The sequence below is a fragment of the Variovorax sp. KBS0712 genome, from assembly GCF_006323185.2.
Classification (GTDB): domain Bacteria; phylum Pseudomonadota; class Gammaproteobacteria; order Burkholderiales; family Burkholderiaceae_C; genus Variovorax; species Variovorax boronicumulans.
This window is the reverse complement of sequence record NZ_VCCD02000001.1, coordinates 1,483,325-1,505,721: the sequence shown is the minus strand read 5'-3', so window position 1 is coordinate 1,505,721 and position 22,397 is coordinate 1,483,325. Positions and strand designations below refer to the sequence as shown.

Here is a 22,397-nt window from a genome sequence, read left to right as displayed (position 1 = left end):
TCGACAACCCAAAAAGAATTTGCATGTCACCCGACGAACTACCGACCACATTCACTGCGTTTGCCGGCTTCCAGCGCGTCGCCGCCGGCACCAAGGCCCAGGTGCTCACGCAACTGCGCGAGCGCGGCGACGCCGCCGCCTGCCTCGTGTTCGACGACCAGACCGGCGAGCAGCTCGATGTCGACCTGCGCGACCCGAAGGCCATCGAAACCTCCGCGCTCGAAGCCGAGAAACACGAAGACGCACCGCGCGGCGTCGGCCGTCCGCGCCTGGGCGTTGTGGCGCGCGAAGTCACGCTGCTGCCGCGCCACTGGGACTGGCTCGGCCGCCAGCCGGGCGGCGCCTCGGTGGCGCTGCGCAAGCTGGTGGACGACGCACGCCACGTGCACGCCGACCGCGACACGGTGCGCGCCGCGCGCGAAGCCACCTACCGCTTCATGACTGCCATCGCGGGCAACCTGCCCGGCTTCGAGGAAGCCACGCGCGCGCTGTTCGCGGGCGAGCATCAGCGCTTCAGCGACCTCGTGGAACCCTGGCCCACCGACCTGCGCGTGCACCTGCACAAGCTGTCGGCCGGTGGCTGGGGTGGTGCATGAGCGCGGCGCCCGACAGCAGCAGCACCACCTCCACCAGCCCCGGCAACCCGAGCGGACTGCGCGGCGTGCCCGTGGCGCCGGTGGGTGCGCCGCGTCCGCTGTGGAAGGTGTTCCTGTTCTTCCTGGCGCCGATGTTGCTCAGCAACATCCTGCAGTCGCTCTCCGGCACCATCAACAACGTCTACGTCGGGCAGATGCTCGGCGTGAGCGCGCTGGCGGCGGTGTCGAGCTTCTTCCCGGTGATGTTCTTCTTCATCGCCTTCATCATCGGCCTGGGCGCCGGTGCCTCGGTGCTCATCGGCCAGGCCTGGGGCGCGCGCGACGCGGCCAAGGCCAAGGCGGTGGCGGGCACCACGCTCACGGTCGGCCTGCTGCTGGGGCTGGCGATCGCGGTGTTCGGTGGCCTCTTCACGACGCCGATGCTGGCCATGCTGGGCACGCCGCCCGACGTGCTGGCCGACTCCACGCGCTACGCCCGCATCATGCTGATCGCGATGCCCGGCGTGTTCCTGTTCCTGCTGGCCACCGCCATGCTGCGCGGCGTGGGCGACACCATCACGCCGCTGCTAACGCTGCTGATTTCCACGGCCATCGGCCTGGTGGTCACGCCCGCGCTCATCCGCGGCTGGGGCGGGCTGCCGCAGCTGGGCGTGGCGGCCGGCGCGTGGGCCTCGGTGCTGTCGTTCGCGGTCGCGACCACGTGGCTGGGCTTCCGGCTGCGCCAGAAGAAGAGCCCGCTCGCGCCCGACGCGGAGTTCGTGCGCTGCCTGCGCATCCAGCCGCAGCTGCTGAAGGCGGTGCTGAAGATCGGCGTGCCCACGGGCGTGCAGATGATCGTGGTGGCGCTGGCCGAAGTGGTGCTGCTGTCGATGGTCAACAGCTACGGCTCCAACGCCACGGCCGCCTACGGCGCGGTGAACCAGGTGGTGGCCTACGTGCAGTTCCCGGCCATCTCGATCGCCATCACCACGTCGATCCTCGGCGCGCAGGCCATCGGCGCGGGCCGCGCCAACCGGCTGGGTGCCATCGTGCAGACCGCGCTGGGCATGAACCTCGTGCTGACGGGCGGGCTGGTGCTGCTGGGCTACCTGTTCTCACGTCCGCTGATGGGCTTCTTCATCACCAGCGCACCGGTGATCGAGATCGCGCAGAACCTGCTGCACATCATGCTGTGGAGCCTGGTGCTGTTCGGCATGGCCTCGGCCATCTCGGGGATCATGCGCGCCAGCGGCTCGGTGCTGGTGCCGACGCTCATCTCGATCGTCTGCATCCTGGGCGTCGAAGTGCCGGTGGCCTGGCTCATGAGCCGCCAGTTCGGCATGGGCCTGGACGGGATCTGGGTCGCCTACCCGGTGACCTTCGGCGCGATGCTGCTGCTGCAGACCGCGTACTACCGGCTGGTGTGGCGCAAGAAGCCGATCGGCCGGCTGGTCTGACCCGGACTTCGGCGGGGGTCACTCCCCGTCGAAGGCCTTCTTCACCGTGGCGATGTCGAGCTTGATCATCGTCATCATGGCCGCCATCGCGCGGGCGGCCTTGGCCGCGTCCTTGTCCTGGAACATGCGGATGAGCGGCATCGGCGTGACCTGCCACGACACGCCGAAGCGGTCGGTGAGCCAGCCGCACTGCACGGGCTGGCCGCCGCCCTCGAGCAGCTTGTCCCAGTAGTAGTCGACCTCTTCCTGCGTCTCGCAGGTCACGATGAGCGAGATGGCCGGCGTGATCTTGTACTCCGGCCCGCCGTTGAGCACCATGAACGACTGCCCGTCGAGCTCGAAGGTCGCGGTGAGCAGCTTGCCCTTCTTGGCGGGATTCACATCGCCCCAGAGCAGCGTGTCGGTGAGGCGCGACTTCGGAAAGATGGCGGTGTAGAAATTGACCGCCTCCTCGCCGTTGCCGTCGAACCAGAGGCAGGGAATGATCTTCTGCATGGAATCTCCTTGGATTGAATGATGAACTGAAGGGTTCAGTATCAAAGCCGAAGCGGCGCCCTGTCAACCTGCGCCGCGGCTGTCAGTGGGAAGTTCGCAGGCGGGGCCGCGGGCCACAATGGGCCGGTCCTTCGCTTCGGAACTGCCATGTTCGCCCCTTCCAGAACCCGCCTTGGCGCCCCCGCTTTGCTGAGCGCCGCACTCGCCGCCCTGGCGATGTCGGCCGGCGCGGCCGATGCCACCTACCCCGACGCTGCCGCCAGCGACCCCGCGAGGCTCGGGTGGATGACCGGCTCGCCCCCGCCGCCCGAGCGCACGCTGCGCTTCGAGGACGGCAGCTATTTCCAGTTTCCGGCGATGCGCTGGAGCATGTCGAATTTCCGCCAGCTGATGCCGACCGTGAACGTGTCGCGCGGGCTCGGTGCGCCGTCCGCCCTGCCCCAGGCCTTGCGCAAGGACATCGACACGCTGCGCTTCACGCCGCTCGATGCGAAAACGCCCATGACCTGGGACGCCTCGCTGGCCGCCACCTACACCGACGGCATCCTCGTGCTGCACCGCGGCCGCGTGGTCTACGAGCGCTACTTCGGCGTGCTGAAAGACGCCGGCCAGCACGGCGCCATGTCGGTCACCAAGTCGGTGGTCGGCACGCTGGGCGCGATGCTGGTGGCCGAGGGCACGCTCGATGCCAACAAGCAAGTAACCGACTACGTGCCCGAACTCGCGACCTCGGCCTTCGGCAACGCCACCGTGCGCCAGGTGCTCGACATGACCACGGGCCTGAAATTCAGCGAGGACTACGCCGACCCGAAGGCCGAGGTCTGGGCCCATGCGCAGGCCGGCAACCCGCTGCCCAAGCCCAAGGACTACACCGGCCCGCGCAGCTACTACGAGTTCCTGCAGACCGTGCAGCCCGAGGGACGGCACGGCGAAGGCTTCGGCTACAAGACCGTCAACTCCGACGTGCTGGGCTGGGTGATCGCGCGCGCCACCGGCCGCACCGTGGCGCAGTTGCTGTCGGAGCGCATCTGGCGCCACCTGGGCGCCGAGCAGGACGCCTACTTCACCGTCGATTCCATCGGCGCGCCCTTCGCGGGCGGCGGCCTGAACACCGGCCTGCGCGACCTCGCGCGCTTCGGCGAGATGCTGCGCAACGACGGGCGAGTGAAAGGCCGGCAAATCGTGCCCAAGGCGGCCGTCGAAGACATCCGCCGCGGCGGCGACAAGGCGGCCTTCACCAAAGGCGGCTACCCCCTGCTGCAGGGCTGGAGTTACCGCAACATGTGGTGGGTGACGCACAACGACCACGGTGCCTACATGGCGCGCGGCGTGCACGGCCAGCGCATCTACATCGACCCGAAGGCCGAGATGGTGATCCTGCGCTACGCCTCGCACCCGATCGCGGGCAATGCCGCGAACGACCCGGTGACGCTGCCGGCTTTCGAGGCGCTGGGGCGGCATTTGCTGCGCGCACCGCGCTGAAAGCAGTTACCAGCGGTAGGTCGCCGTGGCCGTCGCCGTGCGCGGGTAGCCGTAGTAGCAGTTGCGGTAACCGCAGTTCGCGAAGTAGGTCTTGTTGGTCAGGTTGCGCAGGTTCAGTGCCAGGCTCCAGCGGTCGATGTCGTAGCCGAGCATGGCGTCGAACACCGTCGAGGCCGGCACCTTGCTCGGCCACGCGGCCTCGCCGTCGCCGTAGTTCGAGCCCGTGTAGCGCGCGCCCAGGCCCACCTTCACGCCGCCGGCGAAGCGGTAGTCCGCCCACACCGACAGCCGGTGGCGCGGCACGGCCGTGGCCTGCTTGCCGATCTCGCTCGTGTTGCTGCTGGCCGTGACGATGGCCCGCGGCGTGTAGCTGTACGACGCCGTGAGGTTCAGGCGCGAGGCGATCTCCGCCGTGGCCTCGAGCTCAAGCCCGCGCACCGAGATCTCGCCCGTCTGCTTGGGCATGAACTCGCCGTCGTAGCTGATGTAGTTCTTGCGCCGCAGGTCGAAGATGGCGGCGCTGTACATCGCCTTGCTGCCCGTGGGCTGGTAGCGCACGCCGGCCTCGTATTGCTTGCCGCTTTCGGGCTTGAACGGGTCGCCCGACGCCGGGTCGATGGTGGCCGTGGGCGCGAACGACTCCGAGTAGCTCAGGTACGGTGCCCAGCCGCTCGGGTGCAGGTAGACCAGGCCGGCCCGGCTGGTGAACTTGTGGTCGCGCATGCGCTGGCGCGAGCCGTCGAGGCGGCTGTCCACGGTGCTGTCGGCGGTGTCGTAGCGACCGCCCAGCGTCAGCGTCCAGCGCTCGCCCCACTTGATCTGGTCCTGCAGGTAGACGCCGGTCTGCGCGAGCCGGGTGATGCCGTCGAAATACGGCGCGGGCCGCTCGATCGGCCCGCCGTACACCGGTGCGTAGATGTTCAGCGGCGAGGCGCTGCCGCCGCTGAAGGTGACCTGGTCGATGCGGGTGCGCTGGTAGTCCAGCCCGACCAGCACCTTGTGCTGCGTCTCGCCCAGGCGGAAGTCGGCCTGCAGCTGGTTGTCGAGTGCCAGCGCGCCGATGTTCTCGCGGCTACCGAACACGCTGCGCGACATCTGCTGGAAGTTCAGCGGGTCGTTCGGCACGTCGGGGTTCAGCGCCATGAAGCCCTTCAGCTGCGTGCCCGTGTAGTCGAGCTTCTGGTGCGCGTAGCGCGCGTTCTGCCGCACCGTGAAGGTGTCGTTGATGCGGTGCTCGAACTGGTAGCCGACCATCTGCTGGTCCTGGTCGAAGCGGTCGAAGCCGGGCTCGCCGACGAAGAGTTTCGAGGGAATGGTGGTGCCGATCGCGGTCGGATCGAGCGAGCCGACCTGCGGCCGTGCGCGCGTGTAGACCCCGCCGCGCGTGCGCGAGAACTGCGAGAGCAAGGTGAGCGTGGTGTCGCCCGACGGCTTCCAGGTGAGTGCAGGCGCGATGTACATGCGGTCGTCGGCCTCCTTGCCCGCCGGCAGTTGCGCGTCGCGCACGAGGCCGGTGATACGGTACAGCAGCTTGCCGTCGGCATCGAGCGCGCCCGAGAAATCGCCCGCCACCTGCTTGCGGGCGTGGTCGCCCACCTGCAGCTGCAGCTCGCGCACGGGCTCTGCCGTGGGACGCTTGCTGACCACGTTCACCACCCCGCCGGGACCGCTCATGCCGTACAGCACCGACGACGGGCCGCGCAGCAGCTCGATGCGCTCGGCGCCGTAGTTTTCGGTGCGCCACACGCCCCAGGTGCTGTTGTTGCGCAGCGGCAGGCCGTCGAGATAGAAGCCCGGCGAATAGGCGTCGAAACCGCGCAGCGAGATCCAGTCGTAGCGCGAATCGGCGCCGTAGGTGGTGGTCGACACGCCCGGCGTGTAGCCCAGCGCGTCCTTGAGGTTGGTGGCGCCGATGGCCTCGATGCGGTCGGCGGTGATGACCGAGATCGACTGCGGCGTCTCGATGATCGGCGTGTCGGTCTTGGTGGCGGTGGCGCTGCGTTTGGCGACATAGCCCTGCACCCGGCCCGTGGCGCTTTCTTCGCCGTCGGCCACGACGGTCACCGCCGGCAGCGTGGAGGTGCCGCCCGTGGCGGGCGCCGTCTTGATGACCGCCGCATTGCCTTCCATCGTGGCCGCCAGGCCGCTGCCGGCCAGCAAACGGTCGAGTGCCTGCCGGGCCGTCAGGCTGCCCGAGATGGCGGGCGCGGTCTTGCCCGCGACCAGGCTCTGCTGCACGACCAGCTGGATGCGGGTCTGCCGCGCCCAGTCGTTCAGCGCCTCGGCCAGCGGCTGGGCCGCGATGCGGATCGGCTGGGGCGCGCCCTGCGCCCGGGCCATCAAGGGCGCGTTCGCCAGGGCCAGTGCAACGGCCAGGGCCAGCGGCGCGGGTGTCATCTTTGTTCTCAAGCGCTTCGTCATCGAACGTCTTCCAGGTAGTGAATGCAAATGGTTCCTATCTGGGCTGACGCACGAGCCGGCGGAATCCCCGTAGTGCCGGCGAGAAATTCTTGATTCTTTTGTTTCAGGGGGCCGGCAGGATTTCCGCGACCGTGCCGGTTTCCTTCAGCCGCACCGGCAAGGCGCTGGCCAGGGCGCGCCGCAGCGTGCGCGCGTCCCGCGGGTCGAAGGTGCCGCTCAGTCGCAGGGCCGCCACGGCCGGGTCGTTCACCACCAGGCCGGTGCTGCCGTAGCGCTCCAGCTCGGCCAGCGCGCGGGCCAGCGGCGTGTCGACGAAGCTCAGGCGGTGCTCGCGCCAGGGCGCGATGCCGTCGCGCGGCACGGCCGAGACGGCAGAGAACCGGCCCTGCGCATCGCTTTCCACCTGGCGGCCGGCGACGAGGAAGACTTCGCTCGTCGCATCCGGCGCCCGGCGCAGCACGCGCACCTTGCCCTCTTCCACCGACACCCGCGTGCCATCGGCGCCCGGCATGCCGGGGGTGTGGCGCACGGCGAAACGCGTGCCGACCACCCGCACGCGCAGCGGACCGGCCAGCACGTCGAAGGGGCGTTTCGCATCGGACTGCACCGCGAACACCGCCTGCCCGTCGATCAGCGTCACCTCGCGGCGGTCGCGGAACAGGCGCACTTCGAGGCAGGTGGCGGTGTCCAGCCGCAGCCGGGAGCCGTCGGGCAGCGGCGCTTCGAGCTGCTGCCCGCGCCGGGTGGCGAAGGCCTGTTCGAACACGGGCTGGGCCTGCACATGGCGCCAGCCGAGGTAGCCGGCGCCGACCGCCATGCCGGAAACGCCCAGCACGACCGCCGGTTTCAGGAAGCCGCGGCGCGTGGGTGCGGCGGGCGCGTGGCCTTCGAAGCCGCTGCGCCAGCCCGCGACCGTCTCGGGCGCGATCGCGTCGAAGGCGCGCCAGCGCGACTCCCATTCGCGGAACGCCTCGCCATGGCGCGCATCGGCGCCGAGCCAGGCCTGGAACGCGCGCTCGTCGGACGCGCTCCAGTGCGCGCGCTGGCGGCGGACGAACCAGTCCAGCACGTCCTGTCGCAGGCGCAGGGCTTCTTCGGACGGTGGCGACGTGAGGGTCATGACGTGGGGATCGTTCTTAGGGGGGTAGACGCACGAGCGTGGTCAAACCCTGTAATGGGGCGTCTCATCTCACTCTGAACCACGGGTCCGCTCCAGGCACGCCCAGCACGCCTCCATCGCGATACGCAACTGCATCTCGACCGTCCGCACCGAAATGCCCATGCGCTCAGCCACCTCGGCGTACGAAAGCCCGTCGAACTTGTAGAGCACGAAGGCTTCGCGGCAGCGCGGAGGCAGCCGGTCGATGGTCTCGACCATGGCCGCCATGCCCTGGCTGGACGACAGGATGGCGTCGGGCTCGAAGGTGGGCGGGCCGATGCAGTCGTCGGCGTCGGGCGGCGCGTCATCGGGCGCCGCCGTGTCGCCGCCCGCGCGCACGCTGGTGCGGCGGTGGTGGTCGGTGACGAGGTTGCGGGCCGTGCGGTACAGCAGCGCGCGCGGATCGCGCACCACGCTGCCCGTGCGCTGCGCCTCGTACACCCGCACGTAGCTCTCCTGCGCCAGGTCGGCCGCGGTGGCGCGGTCGGGTACCTTGCGGGACAGAAAGCTCAGCAGCTCGCGGTAATAGCGTTCGAACACGGGCGCACCACAGCCGGAAAGGGTTGGTCGAAGTCCAGGGGCAGGTTGGCTTCGACACGGCGTGGCTACCTGAGAGATTCAGAACAAAAGAAAACGCGAGATTATGTGCGGGTTCAACCCGCCGATCGCCGAAGGGTAGGCATTTCGCCTGCCGCGCACGGCATGCGCGCGGGCTACCCTCCCCTTCGACGCTCTCCAGATTCGCTCGACCTCAGTTGCCGCACGCGGGGTGCTTCTGCCCTTCGGTGGTGTTCGGCAGGCCCAGGAAGTCGAGGATGTGCGGCGTCGTGCCGTCCACCTGCGTCAACGCGGTACCCCCGAGGTTGCCCAGGCAGTAGCTGGGCTTGAGCGGGTTCTGGTGGTTGTTGTTCAGGATCAGCAGCGTGCTGCGCTCCCCCGCCGTCTGCCCGCCGTGGCCGCTGCCGGTGCCGCCGTGGTCCGAGGTGACGACGATCAGCCATTCTTCATTCGCGTAGTTCGGCCGCGACGTGAGCGCCGTGAGCACCTGCTGGATCTGCTGGTCTTCGCCGGCGATCTTGCCCTGGTAGTAGGCATTGAGCGGGTCGTAGCTCGGCGCGTGCACGTCGACGTTGTGCAGGTAGTAGAAGATGGCCGTCGGCGGGTGCTTCCAGCTCAGCCAGCCCTTCACCGCATCGGTGGCCTGCTGCGAATTCTTGGCTGCGTTGGCGACCACGAAGTCGGCCAGCGCGGGGCGCAGGTTGTGGGTGATGTTGAACCAGTCGCCCACCACCGCCGTCGTCGCCGTCGGCCAGGCCGCCTTGATCTGGTCGAACACGTGCGTCTTCTTCAGCGGCAAGGTGGTGGTGTTCGAGGTCACGCCGTGCTTGTCGGCCCAGAAGCCGGTGAACACCGACGACCAGCCGGGCCCGCTCACGGTCGCCTGCTTGGTGCCGCCCGCCAGCACGTTGCCGTGGAAGGCGCCGCCGGCGATCAGCGCCGACATCGCCGGCGTCTGCACGCAGCCCGCGCACTGGATGGCGTCGCCACGCAGGCCGTCGATGCCGATCAAGAGGATGTGCTTGTTGCCGGGCACGGGGTTGGGAACGCCCTCGCCCGCGATCAGCGAGTAGTGGTCGTAGGGGTTGCCGACGTAGTCGGTCTTCAGGCCGCCGATGTCGCTGGCGCGCTTGTCGCTCAGGTCGCAGCGCTGGTTGGTCTTGTGGTAGTCGAAGGACTTGCACCACGACGAGCGGCTCGCGTCGGTGCAGGCGTTGGCGCAGTCGGCGGGCGTCACGGCCTGCAGGGCCTCGGTGTTGTAGCCGCTGATCGCCGCATTGGGCGTGCGCGCGAAAGGCTTCAGCGGATCGGGCTTGAGGCTGTAGTGGTCGTAGGGGTTGCCGGGGTAGTCTGTCTTCAGCCCGCCCACGTCGGCGGCGCGCTTGTCGCTCAGGTCGCAGCTCTGGCCGGCCTTGTTGTAGTCGAACGAGACGCACCAGGCGCCGCGTGGCGCGCCCAGGCAGGCCGACGCGCACATCTCGGGCGTGGACTGCGTCAGGTTCTCGACGTTGTTGCCGGAGATGGCGGCGTTCGGCGTGGCCGCGAAAGCGTCCAGCGAGGCCGCGCTTGCATGTCCTGCCAGCGCTGCGAACAGCAGGCCCGCCAGGGATGCACGGATCGATGACTTCATGAGGTCTCCTCATCACAGGGTCGTGGGGTGATTCCCGGGCACCGCCTCGCCGTTTTTTCAGTGCGAGTGCAACGCCGGGCGGAGTAAATCACCGCCGCCTGCCATCGATCCAATTCAAAAATCTTCGATGTTGTATTGAGCAGAGCTATACATCGACGTGTCACGCAACGCGGTCAGGCCGCGATCAAACCGCGCGGTTCGAGAACGCCATCACCCCGTCATCTACGCGCCCGAGGCGCAGCAGGAGGATGTCGCGCAGGTAGTTCTGGTGCAGCTTCCATGGCGTGTGAGCGCCCTGTTTCGGAAACTTGTCGAGCGAGCGCTGCACGTAGCCTGAGCTGAAATCGATCCAGGGTTCGGGCGACAGGTCGGGGCCCGCGTTGTGCGGCGTGCATTGCCGCCAGCCGTGCTTGTGCATGTGGTTCAGCAGCCGGCAGACGTAGGCGCAGGTCAGGTCGCACTTGAGCGTCCACGAGGCGTTGGTGTAGCCGAAGGACGAGGCCAGGTTGGGCACGTCGCTGTACATCATGCCCTTGTAGTTGAAGGTCGCTGCGGGGTCGACGCGGCGGCCGTCCACGCTCAGTTCGATGCCGCCGAGCACCTGCAATTCAAGGCCGGTGGCGGTGACGACGATGTCGGCCTCGAGTTCGCGGCCCGACTTCAGCCGCAGGCCCTCGGGCGTGAAGGTGTCGATGTGGTCCGTGACCATCGAGGCGCGCCCCGCGTTGAGCGCGGCGAACAGGTCGCCGTCGGGCACGAGGCACAGGCGCTGGTCCCACGGGTTGTAGCGCGGCGTGAAGTGCGTGGCGATGTCGTAGCCGGGCCCGAGCGCGTGGCGCACGCCGCCAAGCAGCATGCGCCTGACGCGCGCCGGCTTGCGCCGCGCGAGCCGGAAGAACAGCATGCCGAGCGTCACGTTCTTCCAGCGCGTGAGGCGGTACGCGGCCATCGCCGGCAGCAGGCGCCGCAGGCGGTTGGCAATCGGGTCTTCGGCCGGGCGCGCCACCACGTAGGTCGGCGAGCGCTGCAGCAGCGTGACGTGCGCGGCGGTCTTGGCCATCGCGGGCACCAGCGTCATTGCGGTGGCGCCGCTGCCGATCACGACCATGCGCCGGCCGCCGTGGTCCAGGTCGGCGGGCCAGTGCTGCGGATGGACGATGCGGCCTTTGAAGTCGGCCATGCCGGCGAAGTCGGGCGTGTAGCCCGCTTCGTAGCGGTAGTAGCCGCTGCACAGGAAGAGGAAGCTGCAGCGCCACTGCACGGGCCGCTTGTCGGCGCCCTGCTCCACGTCGACCGTCCAGCAGGCCTGTGCGCTTGACCAGGCGGCGCGCACCACGCGGTGCTGGTAGTGGATCTTGTCCTCGACGCCGTGCTGGCGCGCGGTGTCGCGCACGTACTGCAGGATCGAGGGGCCGTCGGCGATCGCCTTGGCCTGCGTCCACGGGCGGAACACGTAGCCCAGCGTGTACATGTCGGAGTCGGAACGCACGCCCGGGTAGCGGAACAGGTCCCAGGTGCCGCCGCTGCGTTCGCGCCCTTCGAGGATCGCGTAGCTGCGGCCCGGACACTGCGCCTGCAGGTGGCAGGCGGCGCCGATGCCGGACAGGCCGGCCCCGACGATCAGGACATCGACATGCGGCGGCGCGACGGCCGGTTGTGCTGCTTCCATCGGTGGTTTGTCTCCTGTCTCATGGCTTGTTGTTGTCTGGCTTTTCCACGGGCGTGCGCCGGATCATCAGCCAGGCGCTCACGGCACTCAGCACGGCCAGGCCGGCGCTCAGCAGCATCACCCAGCGAAAGCCCGCGACGAAGGATTCGGCCACCGCGCGCTTCACGGCGGCGCCGGTGGCCGCATCGGCCCCCGGCGGTGCGCCGGCCGCGGCCAATCGGTCGCGCTCGGCGGCAAGAAAAGCCCGCACCTCGTCCGACGCGCCCATCGCCTGCAGCCGCTCGGCCAGCGCCGCGTCGAAGGCCCAGGCTATGATGGCGCCGAACACGGCAATCGCGAGCACCGCCGCCGCGCGCGACACCGCGTTGTTCACGCCCGAGGCCACGCCCGCGAGGTCGGGCCCCACGGCGTTCATGACCGTGGTGGTGAGCGGCGCGACCGTCACCGTCATGCCGAAGCCCAGCACCACCACGGCGGGCAGAAAGCCGCTCCAGTAGCTCGCGCCCACGCCCGGCAGCGCGAACAGCGCAAAGCCCACGGCCGCGATGGCCGGCCCGATGACCAGCGGCACGCGCGGCCCGAAGCGGTCGACCAGCTGCCCGGCCCAGCCCGAGAGCGCGAACATCAGGAAGATGAACGGCAGCAGCGCCGCGCCCGCCACCGTGGCCGAGTAGCCCTGCACCTGGATCAGGTTGAGCGGAAAGAAATACAGCCCGCCGCCCAGCGCCGCGTACAGCAGCAGCGTCAGCAGGTTGGCACCGCTGAAGTTGCCGATGCGCAGCAGCGACAACGGCAGCATCGGCGTGCGCGCCCGGCGTTCGGCGATGACGAAGCCGACACTGCCCACGACACCGATCACTAGCGCCGCGAGCACGGCCGGCGAACGCCAGCCCTGCGTGGGTGCCTCGATGAAGGCGTAGACGATGCCACCCAGCCCGGCGGTCGCCAGCAACGCGCCCCACAGGTCGAGCCCGCCGCGCGCGGCGGCGCCTTTGCTCTCGGGCACGTGGCGGCGCACGATCCACAGCACCAGCAGCGCCATCGGCACGTTGATGAGGAAGGCCCAGATCCACGAGAAGTGATCGACCAGGAAGCCGCCCAGCACCGGCCCCACCGCCGCCGTGATGCCGCTGAAGCCCGACCAGGTGCCGATGGCCTTCCCGCGTTCCTTCTCGGGAAACGAGGCGCTGATAAGCGCCAGGCTGCCCGGCACCAGCAGCGCGCCGCCGATGCCTTGAATCGCGCGTGCGGCGATGAGCTGCTGCACGTCGACCGCGAGTGCACAGCCGACCGACGACAGGGCGAACACGACAACGCCGATGGCAAAGATGCGCCGCCTTCCGTAGCGGTCGCCGAGCGCGCCACCCACCAGCAACAGCGCCGCGAGCAGCAAGGCGTACGACTCGACCACCCATTGCGCCTGGAAGGCCGTGGCGCGCAGATCGGCCTGGATGGCAGGCAAGGCAACGTTGACCACGGTGCCGTCGATGAAAGCCATGCTCGAGCCGACGATGGCCGCGGCGAGCACCCAGGGTTTGGAAGCTTCGGGGCAGGCGCCCTCTTCCGTGGGAGATGGAGACCCATGCAAGATCAGCGTGTCGTCGCAGGGCGCCTTGCCGATCTGTGCCATGGGGCCTCCGATCTATCGGATGACGGCGTGGTGCCTTCCCCCGTCGGGGAAAGGTGAAAGCCTCAGGTCGCGCACGCCGTCGCGCCCGGGTTCGTCCGCGCCGCATTCACGCTGCGCGCCATGGCCGCCGCCGCCGCGGCCGTCACGCGCTGCGCGCCTTGCGCCAGCGCATCCATGCCGCCGCCGGTGGCTTCGCCCGCGTCGAGCCGGCACACCAGCGTGCGCGCCTCGTCGGAGCGGCGCAGGGTCCAGGTGAAGCCGGCGTCCACGCGCCCGCCGTCCACCATCTCGAACTGGCGCACCTGCACCGCCACGCGCCACACGGGCTGCGAGGTCTGGCGGCCGCCTTGCGTGACGTCGAGCGCGCCGAGCCGGCTGGCGATGCCGCTGCCGAGCGCGTCGCGCAGCTCGTTCTCGAAGGACGAGGCCCAGCGGTGCTGCTCGAGCACGTCGACCTGCACGCCGCCGGTCGGGCGGCGCACCACCATCTGCGGGCGCGCCAGCCGCTCGGGCACGGCCACGGGCGCGAGCTCGATGTACAGCGGCGTGGCGGCGTCGCTCTGGCGCGGCGCGGCGTCGGTGAGCGCGGGCGGGCTGGCCAGCGTGTAGTAGCTGTCGGGCTTGCTCGCGCAGCCCGCCAGCACCAGCAACGCGGCGGCGCCCGCGAGCGCGAAGGTCGTCGTCGTCTTCATTTCTTGTCGTCCGGTTTGCCGCGCAGCAGCGATTCGGGATGGCGTTCGAGGTAGTCGGTCAGCACGCGCACCGAACCGGCGGCGCGCGTCAGCTCGCGCAGGGTCTGGCGCATGTCCTGCTGCAGCGGCGAGTCGTCGGCCAGCGTGCGTTCGGCCGAGTTGACGGTCTTGCGCACGTCCTTCATGGCGGCGGCCAGCTCGGGCGTCACGTCGCTGTTGATGCGGCTGACGGTCTGCTCGGTGCTGGTGAGCGTCTTGTTGAGCGTGGCCAGCGTGGTGCGCAGGTCGGTGGCGATCTGCTCGTAGGGCACCTTGTTGAGCTTGGTGGCGATTTCCTGCACCTGCGACTGGATCTCGTCCAGGCCGTTGGCGATGGTGGGCAGCTCGATCGGGCTCTTCGACAGGTCGATCTTCGCGGGCGGCGCCTTCGGGAAGAAGTCGAGCGCCACGTAGACCTGGCCGGTCAGCAGGTTGCCGTTGCGCAGCTGCGCGCGCAGGCCCTTCTCGGCCAGGAAGCGCAGCCGTTCCTGCTGCGTCGCGCGCGACTCCGTGGCCTGCGCACCGGCGCCGCTTTCGCGGCGGCGCAGGCGGTCGGGGTAGATCTGCACCAGCACCGGCATGCGGAACTCGCGCTCGGCGCGGTCGAACTCGACGCCGATGGATTTCACCTCGCCCAGCACCACGCCGCGGAAGTCGACCGGTGCGCCCGGCGTGAGGCCGCGCAGCGACTGGTTGAAGTACATCAGCAGCGTCTGCGAAGGGCCGTCGGGCTCCTTCATGGCGGCGCTTTCGTCCTGCGCCAGCACGAAGGCCGTGTTCTCCTTGGCCAGCGGGCCCATGGCGTCGTCGGGCGCCTGGAAGGCGATGCCGCCGAGCAGGATGGTGGCCAGCGACTGCGTGCGCAGCGTGAAGCCACTGGCGCTGAGCTGCGCGTCGATGCCGCTGGCCTGCCAGAAGCGCGTGTTCATGCCGACGAACTTGTCGTACGGCGCGTTCACGAACACCCGCAGCGTGACGCCGCGGCCGTCGCCGTCGAGCTCGTAGGCCGCGACCTGCCCGACCTTGATGCGCCGGAAGTACACGGGCGAACCGACGTCGAGCGAGCCCACGTCGCGCGCCCGCAGCAAAAACTGCTGGCCCGAGTCGCCGCGCGTGACGATGGGCGGGGCTTCGAGGCCTGTGAACTCGCCCGCGGTTTCTTTCTCGACACCCGCGTCGGCGCCGATGTAGGCACCCGACAGCAGCGTGCCCAGGCCCGAGATGCCCGAGGTGTCCAGCCGCGGCCGCACCACCCAGAAGCGCGAGTCGGCCGAAGTGAAGCCCTCGGCGTCCTTGTTGAGCTGCACCAGCACGCGCACGTGCGAGCGGTCGCGCGCCAGCCGCAGGCTCTGCACCAGGCCGATCTGCACGTCCTTGTATTTCACGGCGGTCTTGCCGGCTTCGAGGCCCTCGGCCGTCTTGAAGGTGAGCACGATCTCTGGGCCGCGCTCCATGAGGATGCGGGCCACCAGCGTCACGCCGACCAGCGCGGCGACGATGGGAATCAGCCAGATCAGCGAGGGCAGCCATTCGCGGCGGCGCGCCACCTTCGGCTTCGGCAGCGCGGGCGGGGCCGACGCTGCCGGACGGTCTTGCGGTTGCGTGTCTTCTTCACTCATGCGATTTTTTCTTCCCTGCTTTCAATGTGTCGTTCGTCCGTGTCTGCTTCAGGCACCGGGCCGTCCCACGTCAGGCGCGGGTCGAAACTCAGCGAGGCCAGCATGGTCAGCACCACCACCGCGCCGAAGGCCGCGATGCCCACGCCGGCGGTGATGACCGCGAAGCCCTGGATCTGCACCAGCCCGGTCAGCAGCGACACCACGAACACGTCGAGCATCGACCAACGCCCGATGATCTCGATGATGTGATACAGCTTGGCCCGCTCGCGCCGGCGCCAGTTGCTGCGCCGCTGCGCCAGCACCACAAGCAAGAGCAGTACCGCCAGCTTGAACAGCGGCACCAGGAAGCTCGCAATGAACACGATGGCCGCCAGCCCCCAGGCGCCCGACACCCAGAAGTAGATGACGCCGCTCAGGATGGTGTCGTACTGTGCGCCGAACAGCGTGCGCGTGATCATCACCGGCAGCAGGTTGGCCGGGATGTACATGATGCAGGCCGCGATCAGGAAGGCCCAGGTGCGGTTCAGGCTCTGCGACTTGCGCGTGTGCAGGTGCGTGCCGCAGCGGGCACAGGCGTCGCCATCTTCGGCATCGCGCCAGACGGCCGTGCAGTGCGTGCAGACGTGCAGGCCGAGCGCGGCGGCCGTCGGCACCGGGTTCTCGTGGTCGTGCTCGTCGTCGACCTGCGCCTCCCAGGGGCGTGCCGAGGCCAGGCGGGCGGGCAGCCCGCGCATGTTCATGCGCGCACCTCCGGCGGGTCTGCCTCTGCGTTGGCGTCTTCTTCATCGGCCTTACGGAAAGTCATCTCCCAGAACGCGCCGGGGTTGAACGACAGCACGGCCGTGAGCGTCACGGTGAGCGCCACGAAGGCCCACAGCGCGGGCCCCGGCACCACCGTCGCCATGCTCGACAGCTTGACGATCGCGACCAGCACGCCGAGCAGGAAGACCTCGATCATTCCCCAGGGCCGCAGCGACTGCATCATGCGCACCAGCACCGCGAAACCCCAGGGCCGGTGCGCGCGGGCCAGCGGCACCAGCAGGTAGGCCAGGATGCACAGCTGCAGCAGCGGAAACAGGATGGTCGTGGCCAGCACCAGCAGCGCCACCGGCGACATGCCCTCGGCGCTCAGCACCACCACCGCGCCTGCGAGCGTGGTCTGGCTGCGCAGGCCCTGCAGCTCGATCTCGACGATGGGAAACAGGTTGGCGATGGCGAACATGATCAGGCTCGCGACCGTCAGCGGCAGGATGCGCCGCTGCTGCGCGCCCGGGTGCCGGTCGAGCTCGGTGCCGCAGCGCGGGCACTCGGCCACGTCGCGCGGCGCCAGCGGCGTGCGGGCGTAGACCGCGTCGCAGCCCGGACAGACCACGGTGTCAGGTACTTCCTTCATGAGGCCGTACCCTACCTTATTCAGGCATGCGGACTTGTCGTCTTCAGCCGCAGACTGCTGAAAACCGCCGCCACCGCCGCGCAGCCCGCCGCCAGCACCAGCGCCACCACCGGGCCATGCCCGCCGTGCGGGCTCCAGACGCTGAACACCGCCGCCAGCACCACGGCCCCCAGCGTCTGTCCCGTGAGCCGCGCCGTGCCCAGCATGCCGCTGGCCGCACCACTTCGGTGCGCGGGTGGCGAACTCACGATGGTGTGGTTGTTGGGCGACTGGAACAGGCCGAAGCCCAGGCCGCACAGCGCCATGCGCCAGGCGATGTCGGCATTGCCCGGATGCGCCGGCAGCGCCGCCAGCAGCGCCAGGCCCGTCGCCAGCAGGCCCAGTCCGATGCCGCCCAGCAGCCCGTCGGGGTAGCGGCCGATGAGCCGCCCGGCGATGGGCGCCATCACCACGATGGCCAGCGGCCACGCCGTGATCAGCAGGCCGGCCTCGATGTGGCTGCGGCCGTACACGTCGAGCAGCAGGAACGGCAGCGCGATGTAGGCCAGCATCTGCGCGCAGAACGCCGCCACCGAGGTGCCCATCGACAGCGCGAACACCGGGATGCGCAACAGGTCGATGGGAAAGAGCGGCACCGCCTGCGTGCGCTGGCGCCGCAGGTAGACGAAACCCACCGCCAGCCCGGCCGCCAGCGTGGCCCAGGCCGACCACGGCGTGCCCGTGGCCTGCACCCCGCCCTCGCGCACGCCCAGGTGGTCCACGCCGAGGAAGACCAGCGAGAACATCAGCACGTTGAGCGTCACGTCGACCAACGAGAAGCGCGCGCCCGCGGCCGGCGCCGCGCGGTTGAACGGCAGCGCGCGCATGCCCAGCGCGAAGGTCACGATGCCCAGCGGCACGTTGATGGCAAAGAGCCACGGCCACGACGCCACCGACAAAATCGCCGCCGCCACCGAAGGCCCGGCCACCGACGAGGTGGCGACCACCAGCGAATTGATGGCCATGCCCCGCCCCAGCTGCGCCGAGGGGAACGTGAGCCGCACCAGCGCCGCGTTGACGCTCATGATCCCCGCCGCGCCCAGCCCCTGCAGGGCGCGCGACGCGATCAGCGTGGCGAGCGAATTGGCGAAGGTCGCGGCCAGCGACGACACGGTGAACACCGCCATGCCCACCAGGTACACGCGCCGGTAGCCCACGAGGTCGCCCAGCGAGGCCAGCGGCAGCAGCATCACCAGCGTGGCGATCTGGTAGGCATTGACCACCCAGATGGCCTGCGCCGGCGAGGCCTGCAGCTCGCGCGCGATGCCGGGCAGCGCGAGGTTGACGATGGTGCCGTCGAGCACCGACACCGTGAGCCCGAGGATGATGACCAGCATCGCCCAGCCGCGTGCGGGCGCGGCCAGGCCGTCGAGCTGGGCCTGCGGGCCGTTGCCTGTCATGGCCACCGTCATGTCAGGCCTCCTGCGCCCTGCCCCCGGTCGGCTCGGAGCGCACACCGCCCAGCGTGAGCCAGGTCAGCACCAGCGCGATGAGCGCACCGCCGGCCATGCCCGCCACCATCGGCAGCGGACGGCCGTTGGAGAACAGCCCCACCACCGCCATCGCCAGCGCGCCGGTCAGCATCTGCAGCGTGCCCAGCAGCGCCGAGGCCGTGCCGGCGATGGCGCCATGCATCTCGAGCGCCAGCACGCCGGTGGTCGGGATCACGAGGCCCATGAAGCCCGAGGCGATGAAGTACAGGACGATCAGCACCCACAGGTTGTCGCCGCCCATCGCGAAATACACGAACATGGCGACCATCGCCACGCCGCAGCAGGCCACGCCGAACTTGACGAGGTTGACCAGCCCGTAGCGCTCGCCCAGCGAACCCGTGAACTGCGAGGCCGCAATGAAGGCCGCGGCGTTCACGCCGAAGGCCACGCTGTACATCGCGGGTGACAGGCCGTAGTGGTCGATCATCACGAACGACGAATTGGCCAGGTAGGTGAAGAAGCCCGCCATCGCGAAGCTGCCGATGAACACCAGCCCGAGGTAATGCCAGTCGCGCAGCAGCAGCCAGTAGGCCGACAGCGCGCTGCCCAGGCTGCTTTCGACACGCTCCGAGGCCGGGCGTGTTTCGTCGAGCAGCTTGACCATCATGGCCAGGCCCGCCACCGCGGCGATGGTGACGGCCCAGAACACGCCGCGCCAGCCGGTGAAGGCGATGACCAGGCTGCCCGCGAGCGGCGCCAGGATGGGCGACACGCTGAACACCAGCATCAGCAGCGACATCAGCCGCGCGGCGTCGGTGCCCGTGTGCAGGTCGCGCACCACGGCGCGCGGAATCGCCATGCCGGCGGCCGCGCCCAGGCCCTGCACGAAGCGCAGCGCGATCAGGGTCTGAATGTCGGTCGCCAGCGCACAGCCCACGCTGGCCAGCGCGAACAGCACCAGCCCGGCATACAGCGGCGGCTTGCGCCCGACCATGTCGGAGATCGGGCCGTAGAGCAACTGGCCCGCGCCGAGCGACAGGAAGAAGGCGGTGAGGCTCATCTGCACCGCGCCGATGTCCGCATGCAGGCTCTGCCCGATGGCGGGCAAAGCCGGGAGGTACATGTCGATCGCGAAAGGCCCGATGGCGGAGAGCAGGCCCAACAACAGGGCCATTTTGAAGAACGGAGAAGAACGCATTGGGTCGATTGTGGCGAAGGCTCGCAATCGGTGCAGGCGTGGGGTCGGCGGCTTTCGCCGCTAGTGCATTCGTTCTACCGGGCGGTACGCCGCGCCCCTTCAGTACAGCGTGGCCTGCTGGCGCGCGGGCAGTTCGCGGTCGTAGGTGGCGCCGTCGAAGGCGGCATCGGTCAGCGCGGAAAGGATGGCGCCCGGCGTCGGCACGGTGCGCGGCGCGTCCGGCGGCACCGGCGCCCAGAGCTTGGAACGCTGGATGGCGCGGGCGCACTGGAAGAACACGGTCTCGACGGCGACCTCGATCACGCACTGCGGCGCGCGCCCTTCCACCGCGAAGCGCGCCAGCAGCTCGGGTGCCACGCGGATGCGTGCGCGTCCGTTCACGCGCAGCGTCTCGCCCACGCCCGGAATCAGGAACAGCAGGGCCACGCGCGGGTCGGTCACGATGTTGCGCAGGCTGTCGATGCGGTTGTTGCCGCGCCGCTCGGGCAGCAGCAAGGTCCTGTCGTCCTGCACCGCGACGAAGCCCGGGGCGTCGCCGCGCGGCGAGGCATCGAGCCCGCCGGCGCCGGTGGTCGCGAGCACGGCGAACGGCGATGCGGCGATCAGCGCCTGGTAGCTCGGGTGCAGGTACGGCACCTCTTTCTTGAGCGAAGCCTCGCCCGGCTGGCCGAACAGGGCTTCGAGTTGCGCGACGGTGTCGATGGTGGTCATGGGGCGATGTTCTCCTGGATCGGGGTGGGTGGCGATGCGCGCCGGACACAGGCCAGCGCCGCCACCGCCAGCAACAGCGCGGCACTGCCGTAGATCCACGGCGGCGAGGCAATGGGCAGCAGCACGCCGGCCAGCAAGGGCCCGGCACCCGCGCCGATGTCGCGCCAGACCGCGCGGGCCGCGAGCGCCCGCACGCGCTCCGGCCCCGGCGTGCGACGCGCCACGATGGGAGGCAGGAGCGGCAGCTGCAGTGCGCGCAGCACCACGATCAGCGCCGCGCAGCTCCACAGCCAGCCCAGACCGAAGCCCACGAGCGCGAGCGACGTCACCAGCGACAGGCTCACGAGCAGGCGCTCGGCGTCGAAGTGCTCCGCCATGCGCCCGCCCACCGGCCCGAGGAGATTTCCGCGAGGTAGCGCAGCGCCATCAGTACACCGGCCACGATCACCGCACCGCCGGGCAGCAGGTCCTTGCCGAGGTACGACAGGCCCACGATGAACAGGCCGTCGAGCGCCAGCCCTTCCATGAAGGACCAGCCGTCCAGCGCGTTCGGCCGCGAGAAGCGCCGTGTCGGCGCTGCGCTGTGGTGCGGCTTCGACGGCAGCCGCCGGGTGACGAACAGCGCGAGCAACGACACCACCGCCAGCACGCCGAAGATCGCGCGCGGACCGACCGTGTACGCCAGCAGCGCACCGAGCGGCAGCGCGAGCACCGGCCCGGTCGCGATGAAGGCGCGCGACCGCCCGCTACGCCGCGCGGCACCGAGCGGGTCGGCCGTGGCCAGGGCCTGCGTCGACAGGTTGAGCGCCGCGAAGCACAGGCCCCAGGTCAGCCGCAGCGGCAACAGCGCCCAAAAACCCGAGAGCGTGGCGTAGCCCAGCCCGCAGCACGCGGCGGCCACCACGGCCAGCGTGCAGCTCGCCCGGTCGCCGTGGCGTGCATAGAAACGCGCCACCCAGCCATAGCCCGCGATGCGCACCAGCCGGTTGGCCGCCAGCAGCAGGCCGACCTCGGCCAGCGAGACGCCGAACTGCGACGCGTACATGGGCAGCAGCAGGTACAGCACCACATCGGCCGGCAGCGACAGGCCGAGCGCCATGGCGGCGTGGCGGGAATCCAGGTCGGTGGAACGGATGGGAACGGCGGGAGAAAGCGGTGGTGCAGCGGACATCGAGCCCGTATCGTGCCCGCTCGCGACGCCCGGCGACAAACGACATTCCCGCGCGGCATGCGTGAGAAAATCGCACACATGCCGCTTCGCGAACCGCCCCTTCATGCCGTGCGCGCCTTCGTGGCGGCGGCCCGCCACCTGAGCTTCACGCGTGCCGCGGTCGAACTGCATGTGACGCACAGTGCGGTGAGCCGGCAGATCAAGAGCCTCGAGGCCTGCTTGGGCGTGGCGCTGTTCGAGCGCCGCATCCGGCAGGTCACGCTGACGCCCGAAGGCCAGCAGTTCTTCGCGGAGACCGCGCCCGCGCTCGTGCAGATCCACGCGGCGGCCCGCGCGCTGCAGCTGCAGGGCCCGGCGCGCGCGGTGCGCATCAATGTGCGGCCGTCGTTCGCGGTGCGCTGGCTCATTCCCCGGCTGCCGTCGTTCGTGGAACGCCATCCCGATATCGAGCCGCAGGTCGTCACCAGCACCGTCATGCCCGAGCAGGCCACGGACAGCTTCGACATCGCCGTGCGCCGCGGCCTCGAGGGCTGGCCGTCGTCGATCCAGGTGCGGCCTTTCCTCGAAGACGAAGTGCTGGTGGTCGGCGCGCCCGGGCTGTTCAAGGCGCAGCCGCTGCCCGACCTGCGCGCCCTCGCCTCGCATGTGCTGCTGTCGGCGCGCACGCGCAAGGACGATTGGGACGACTGGAAGAAGCAGGTCGGCGCACCGCGCGCGCGGCCGGCCGGTCGGCTGCAGTTCGATCACCTGCACTTCGTGCTGCAGGCCGCGGTCGACGGCCTGGGCATCGCGCTGGCGCCGACCTCGCTGGTGGCGCACGACCTGGCCTCGGGCCGGCTGCAGTCGCCGTTGCCTGGGTTGCGGATGACGCTGGAGCGTTACTACTACGGCCTTGCGCCCGATGCGGTGCCCGAGGCGGTGTGTGTGGCCGAGTGGTTCGAACAGATGAACGCGGGCTGAGGCTTCCACGTCCGTAAACGGCCAGCGGCCGACGGGCGTGGCCCCGAGGATGCGGTCTTTCTCTTC

At 69.8% G+C, this 22,397-nt stretch carries 18 protein-coding genes and 1 pseudogene; 4 read left to right on the top strand and 15 right to left on the bottom strand.

The genetic code is table 11. From position 1 onward, the window contains the following. Positions 1-23 precede the first annotated feature (23 nt). Complete coding sequence (locus FFI97_RS06840) at positions 24-596, top strand: DUF2239 family protein (RefSeq protein ID WP_139705845.1); 573 nt, start codon at positions 24-26, stop codon at positions 594-596. Next, a complete protein-coding gene (locus FFI97_RS06835) occupies positions 593-2,032 on the top strand; it encodes an MATE family efflux transporter (protein WP_139705847.1) in 1,440 nt (479 codons plus the stop codon). Before FFI97_RS06840 ends, FFI97_RS06835 begins: the two co-directional genes overlap by 4 nt. An 18-nt stretch (positions 2,033-2,050) precedes the next feature. Here the strand turns inward: FFI97_RS06835 and FFI97_RS06830 are convergent, their stop codons facing one another. After that, a complete protein-coding gene (locus FFI97_RS06830) occupies positions 2,051-2,527 on the bottom strand; it encodes a VOC family protein (RefSeq protein ID WP_139705849.1) in 477 nt (158 codons plus the stop codon). A gap of 216 nt (positions 2,528-2,743) precedes the next feature. Here FFI97_RS06830 and FFI97_RS06825 point away from each other — a divergent pair, with 216 nt between their 5' ends. Next, complete coding sequence (locus FFI97_RS06825) at positions 2,744-4,009, top strand: serine hydrolase domain-containing protein (protein ID WP_260685022.1); 1,266 nt, start codon at positions 2,744-2,746, stop codon at positions 4,007-4,009. Positions 4,010-4,015: 6 nt separating this feature from the next. Here FFI97_RS06825 and FFI97_RS06820 read toward each other — a convergent pair whose 3' ends face one another. The 14 genes and pseudogenes from FFI97_RS06820 to FFI97_RS06755 form a co-directional block, all read right to left on the bottom strand. Next, on the bottom strand, positions 4,016-6,430 hold the full coding sequence (locus FFI97_RS06820) for a TonB-dependent siderophore receptor (protein WP_139705851.1): 2,415 nt from the start codon (positions 6,428-6,430) through the stop codon (positions 4,016-4,018). 103 nt (positions 6,431-6,533) lie between these two features. After that, positions 6,534-7,550 carry a FecR family protein gene (locus tag FFI97_RS06815; protein ID WP_139705854.1) on the bottom strand — a complete coding sequence of 339 codons (1,017 nt, stop codon included), beginning with the start codon at positions 7,548-7,550 and terminating at the stop codon, positions 6,534-6,536. 69 nt (positions 7,551-7,619) lie between these two features. Next, positions 7,620-8,129 carry an RNA polymerase sigma factor gene (locus tag FFI97_RS06810; protein WP_139705856.1) on the bottom strand — a complete coding sequence of 170 codons (510 nt, stop codon included), beginning with the start codon at positions 8,127-8,129 and terminating at the stop codon, positions 7,620-7,622. A 211-nt stretch (positions 8,130-8,340) separates the two neighbouring features. Beyond that, the gene (locus tag FFI97_RS06805; RefSeq protein WP_139705859.1) at positions 8,341-9,777 is read right to left on the bottom strand and encodes a PAN domain-containing protein; all 1,437 of its coding nucleotides are present in this window, start codon (positions 9,775-9,777) and stop codon (positions 8,341-8,343) included. A gap of 184 nt (positions 9,778-9,961) precedes the next feature. Next, positions 9,962-11,446 carry a flavin-containing monooxygenase gene (locus FFI97_RS06800; protein ID WP_139705860.1) on the bottom strand — a complete coding sequence of 495 codons (1,485 nt, stop codon included), beginning with the start codon at positions 11,444-11,446 and terminating at the stop codon, positions 9,962-9,964. Positions 11,447-11,465: 19 nt separating this feature from the next. Next, positions 11,466-13,076, bottom strand: a complete 1,611-nt coding sequence (locus FFI97_RS06795; RefSeq protein WP_139705862.1) for an MFS transporter — start codon at positions 13,074-13,076, stop codon at positions 11,466-11,468. 62 nt (positions 13,077-13,138) lie between these two features. Further along, entirely contained in the window at positions 13,139-13,768 is a 630-nt protein-coding gene (locus FFI97_RS06790; protein ID WP_139705864.1) for a membrane integrity-associated transporter subunit PqiC, read from the bottom strand. Next, the gene (locus FFI97_RS06785; RefSeq protein WP_070060642.1) at positions 13,765-15,426 is read right to left on the bottom strand and encodes an intermembrane transport protein PqiB; all 1,662 of its coding nucleotides are present in this window, start codon (positions 15,424-15,426) and stop codon (positions 13,765-13,767) included. Before FFI97_RS06785 ends, FFI97_RS06790 begins: the two co-directional genes overlap by 4 nt. Next, complete coding sequence (locus FFI97_RS06780; protein WP_139705884.1) at positions 15,423-16,160, bottom strand: paraquat-inducible protein A; 738 nt, start codon at positions 16,158-16,160, stop codon at positions 15,423-15,425. The genes FFI97_RS06785 and FFI97_RS06780 overlap by 4 nt, the downstream gene beginning before the upstream one ends. 2 nt (positions 16,161-16,162) lie before the next feature. Beyond that, positions 16,163-16,819 carry a paraquat-inducible protein A gene (locus FFI97_RS06775; protein ID WP_139705867.1) on the bottom strand — a complete coding sequence of 219 codons (657 nt, stop codon included), beginning with the start codon at positions 16,817-16,819 and terminating at the stop codon, positions 16,163-16,165. A gap of 20 nt (positions 16,820-16,839) precedes the next feature. Further along, positions 16,840-18,270 (bottom strand): MFS transporter, encoded by a 1,431-nt coding sequence (locus FFI97_RS06770; protein ID WP_260684925.1) that lies wholly within the window; start codon positions 18,268-18,270, stop codon positions 16,840-16,842. 1 nt (position 18,271) lies between these two features. Then, complete coding sequence (locus FFI97_RS06765) at positions 18,272-19,489, bottom strand: multidrug effflux MFS transporter (RefSeq protein WP_185993570.1); 1,218 nt, start codon at positions 19,487-19,489, stop codon at positions 18,272-18,274. Between the two features lie 99 nt (positions 19,490-19,588). After that, on the bottom strand, positions 19,589-20,200 hold the full coding sequence (locus tag FFI97_RS06760) for a pyridoxamine 5'-phosphate oxidase family protein (protein ID WP_139705871.1): 612 nt from the start codon (positions 20,198-20,200) through the stop codon (positions 19,589-19,591). Continuing rightward, positions 20,197-21,371 (bottom strand): annotated as a pseudogene (locus FFI97_RS06755) (MFS transporter). The gene FFI97_RS06760 and the pseudogene FFI97_RS06755 overlap by 4 nt, the downstream one beginning before the upstream one ends. Positions 21,372-21,449: 78 nt before the next feature. Here FFI97_RS06755 and FFI97_RS06750 point away from each other — a divergent pair. Continuing rightward, positions 21,450-22,331 carry a LysR substrate-binding domain-containing protein gene (locus tag FFI97_RS06750; protein ID WP_139705875.1) on the top strand — a complete coding sequence of 294 codons (882 nt, stop codon included), beginning with the start codon at positions 21,450-21,452 and terminating at the stop codon, positions 22,329-22,331. Positions 22,332-22,397 lie beyond the last annotated feature (66 nt).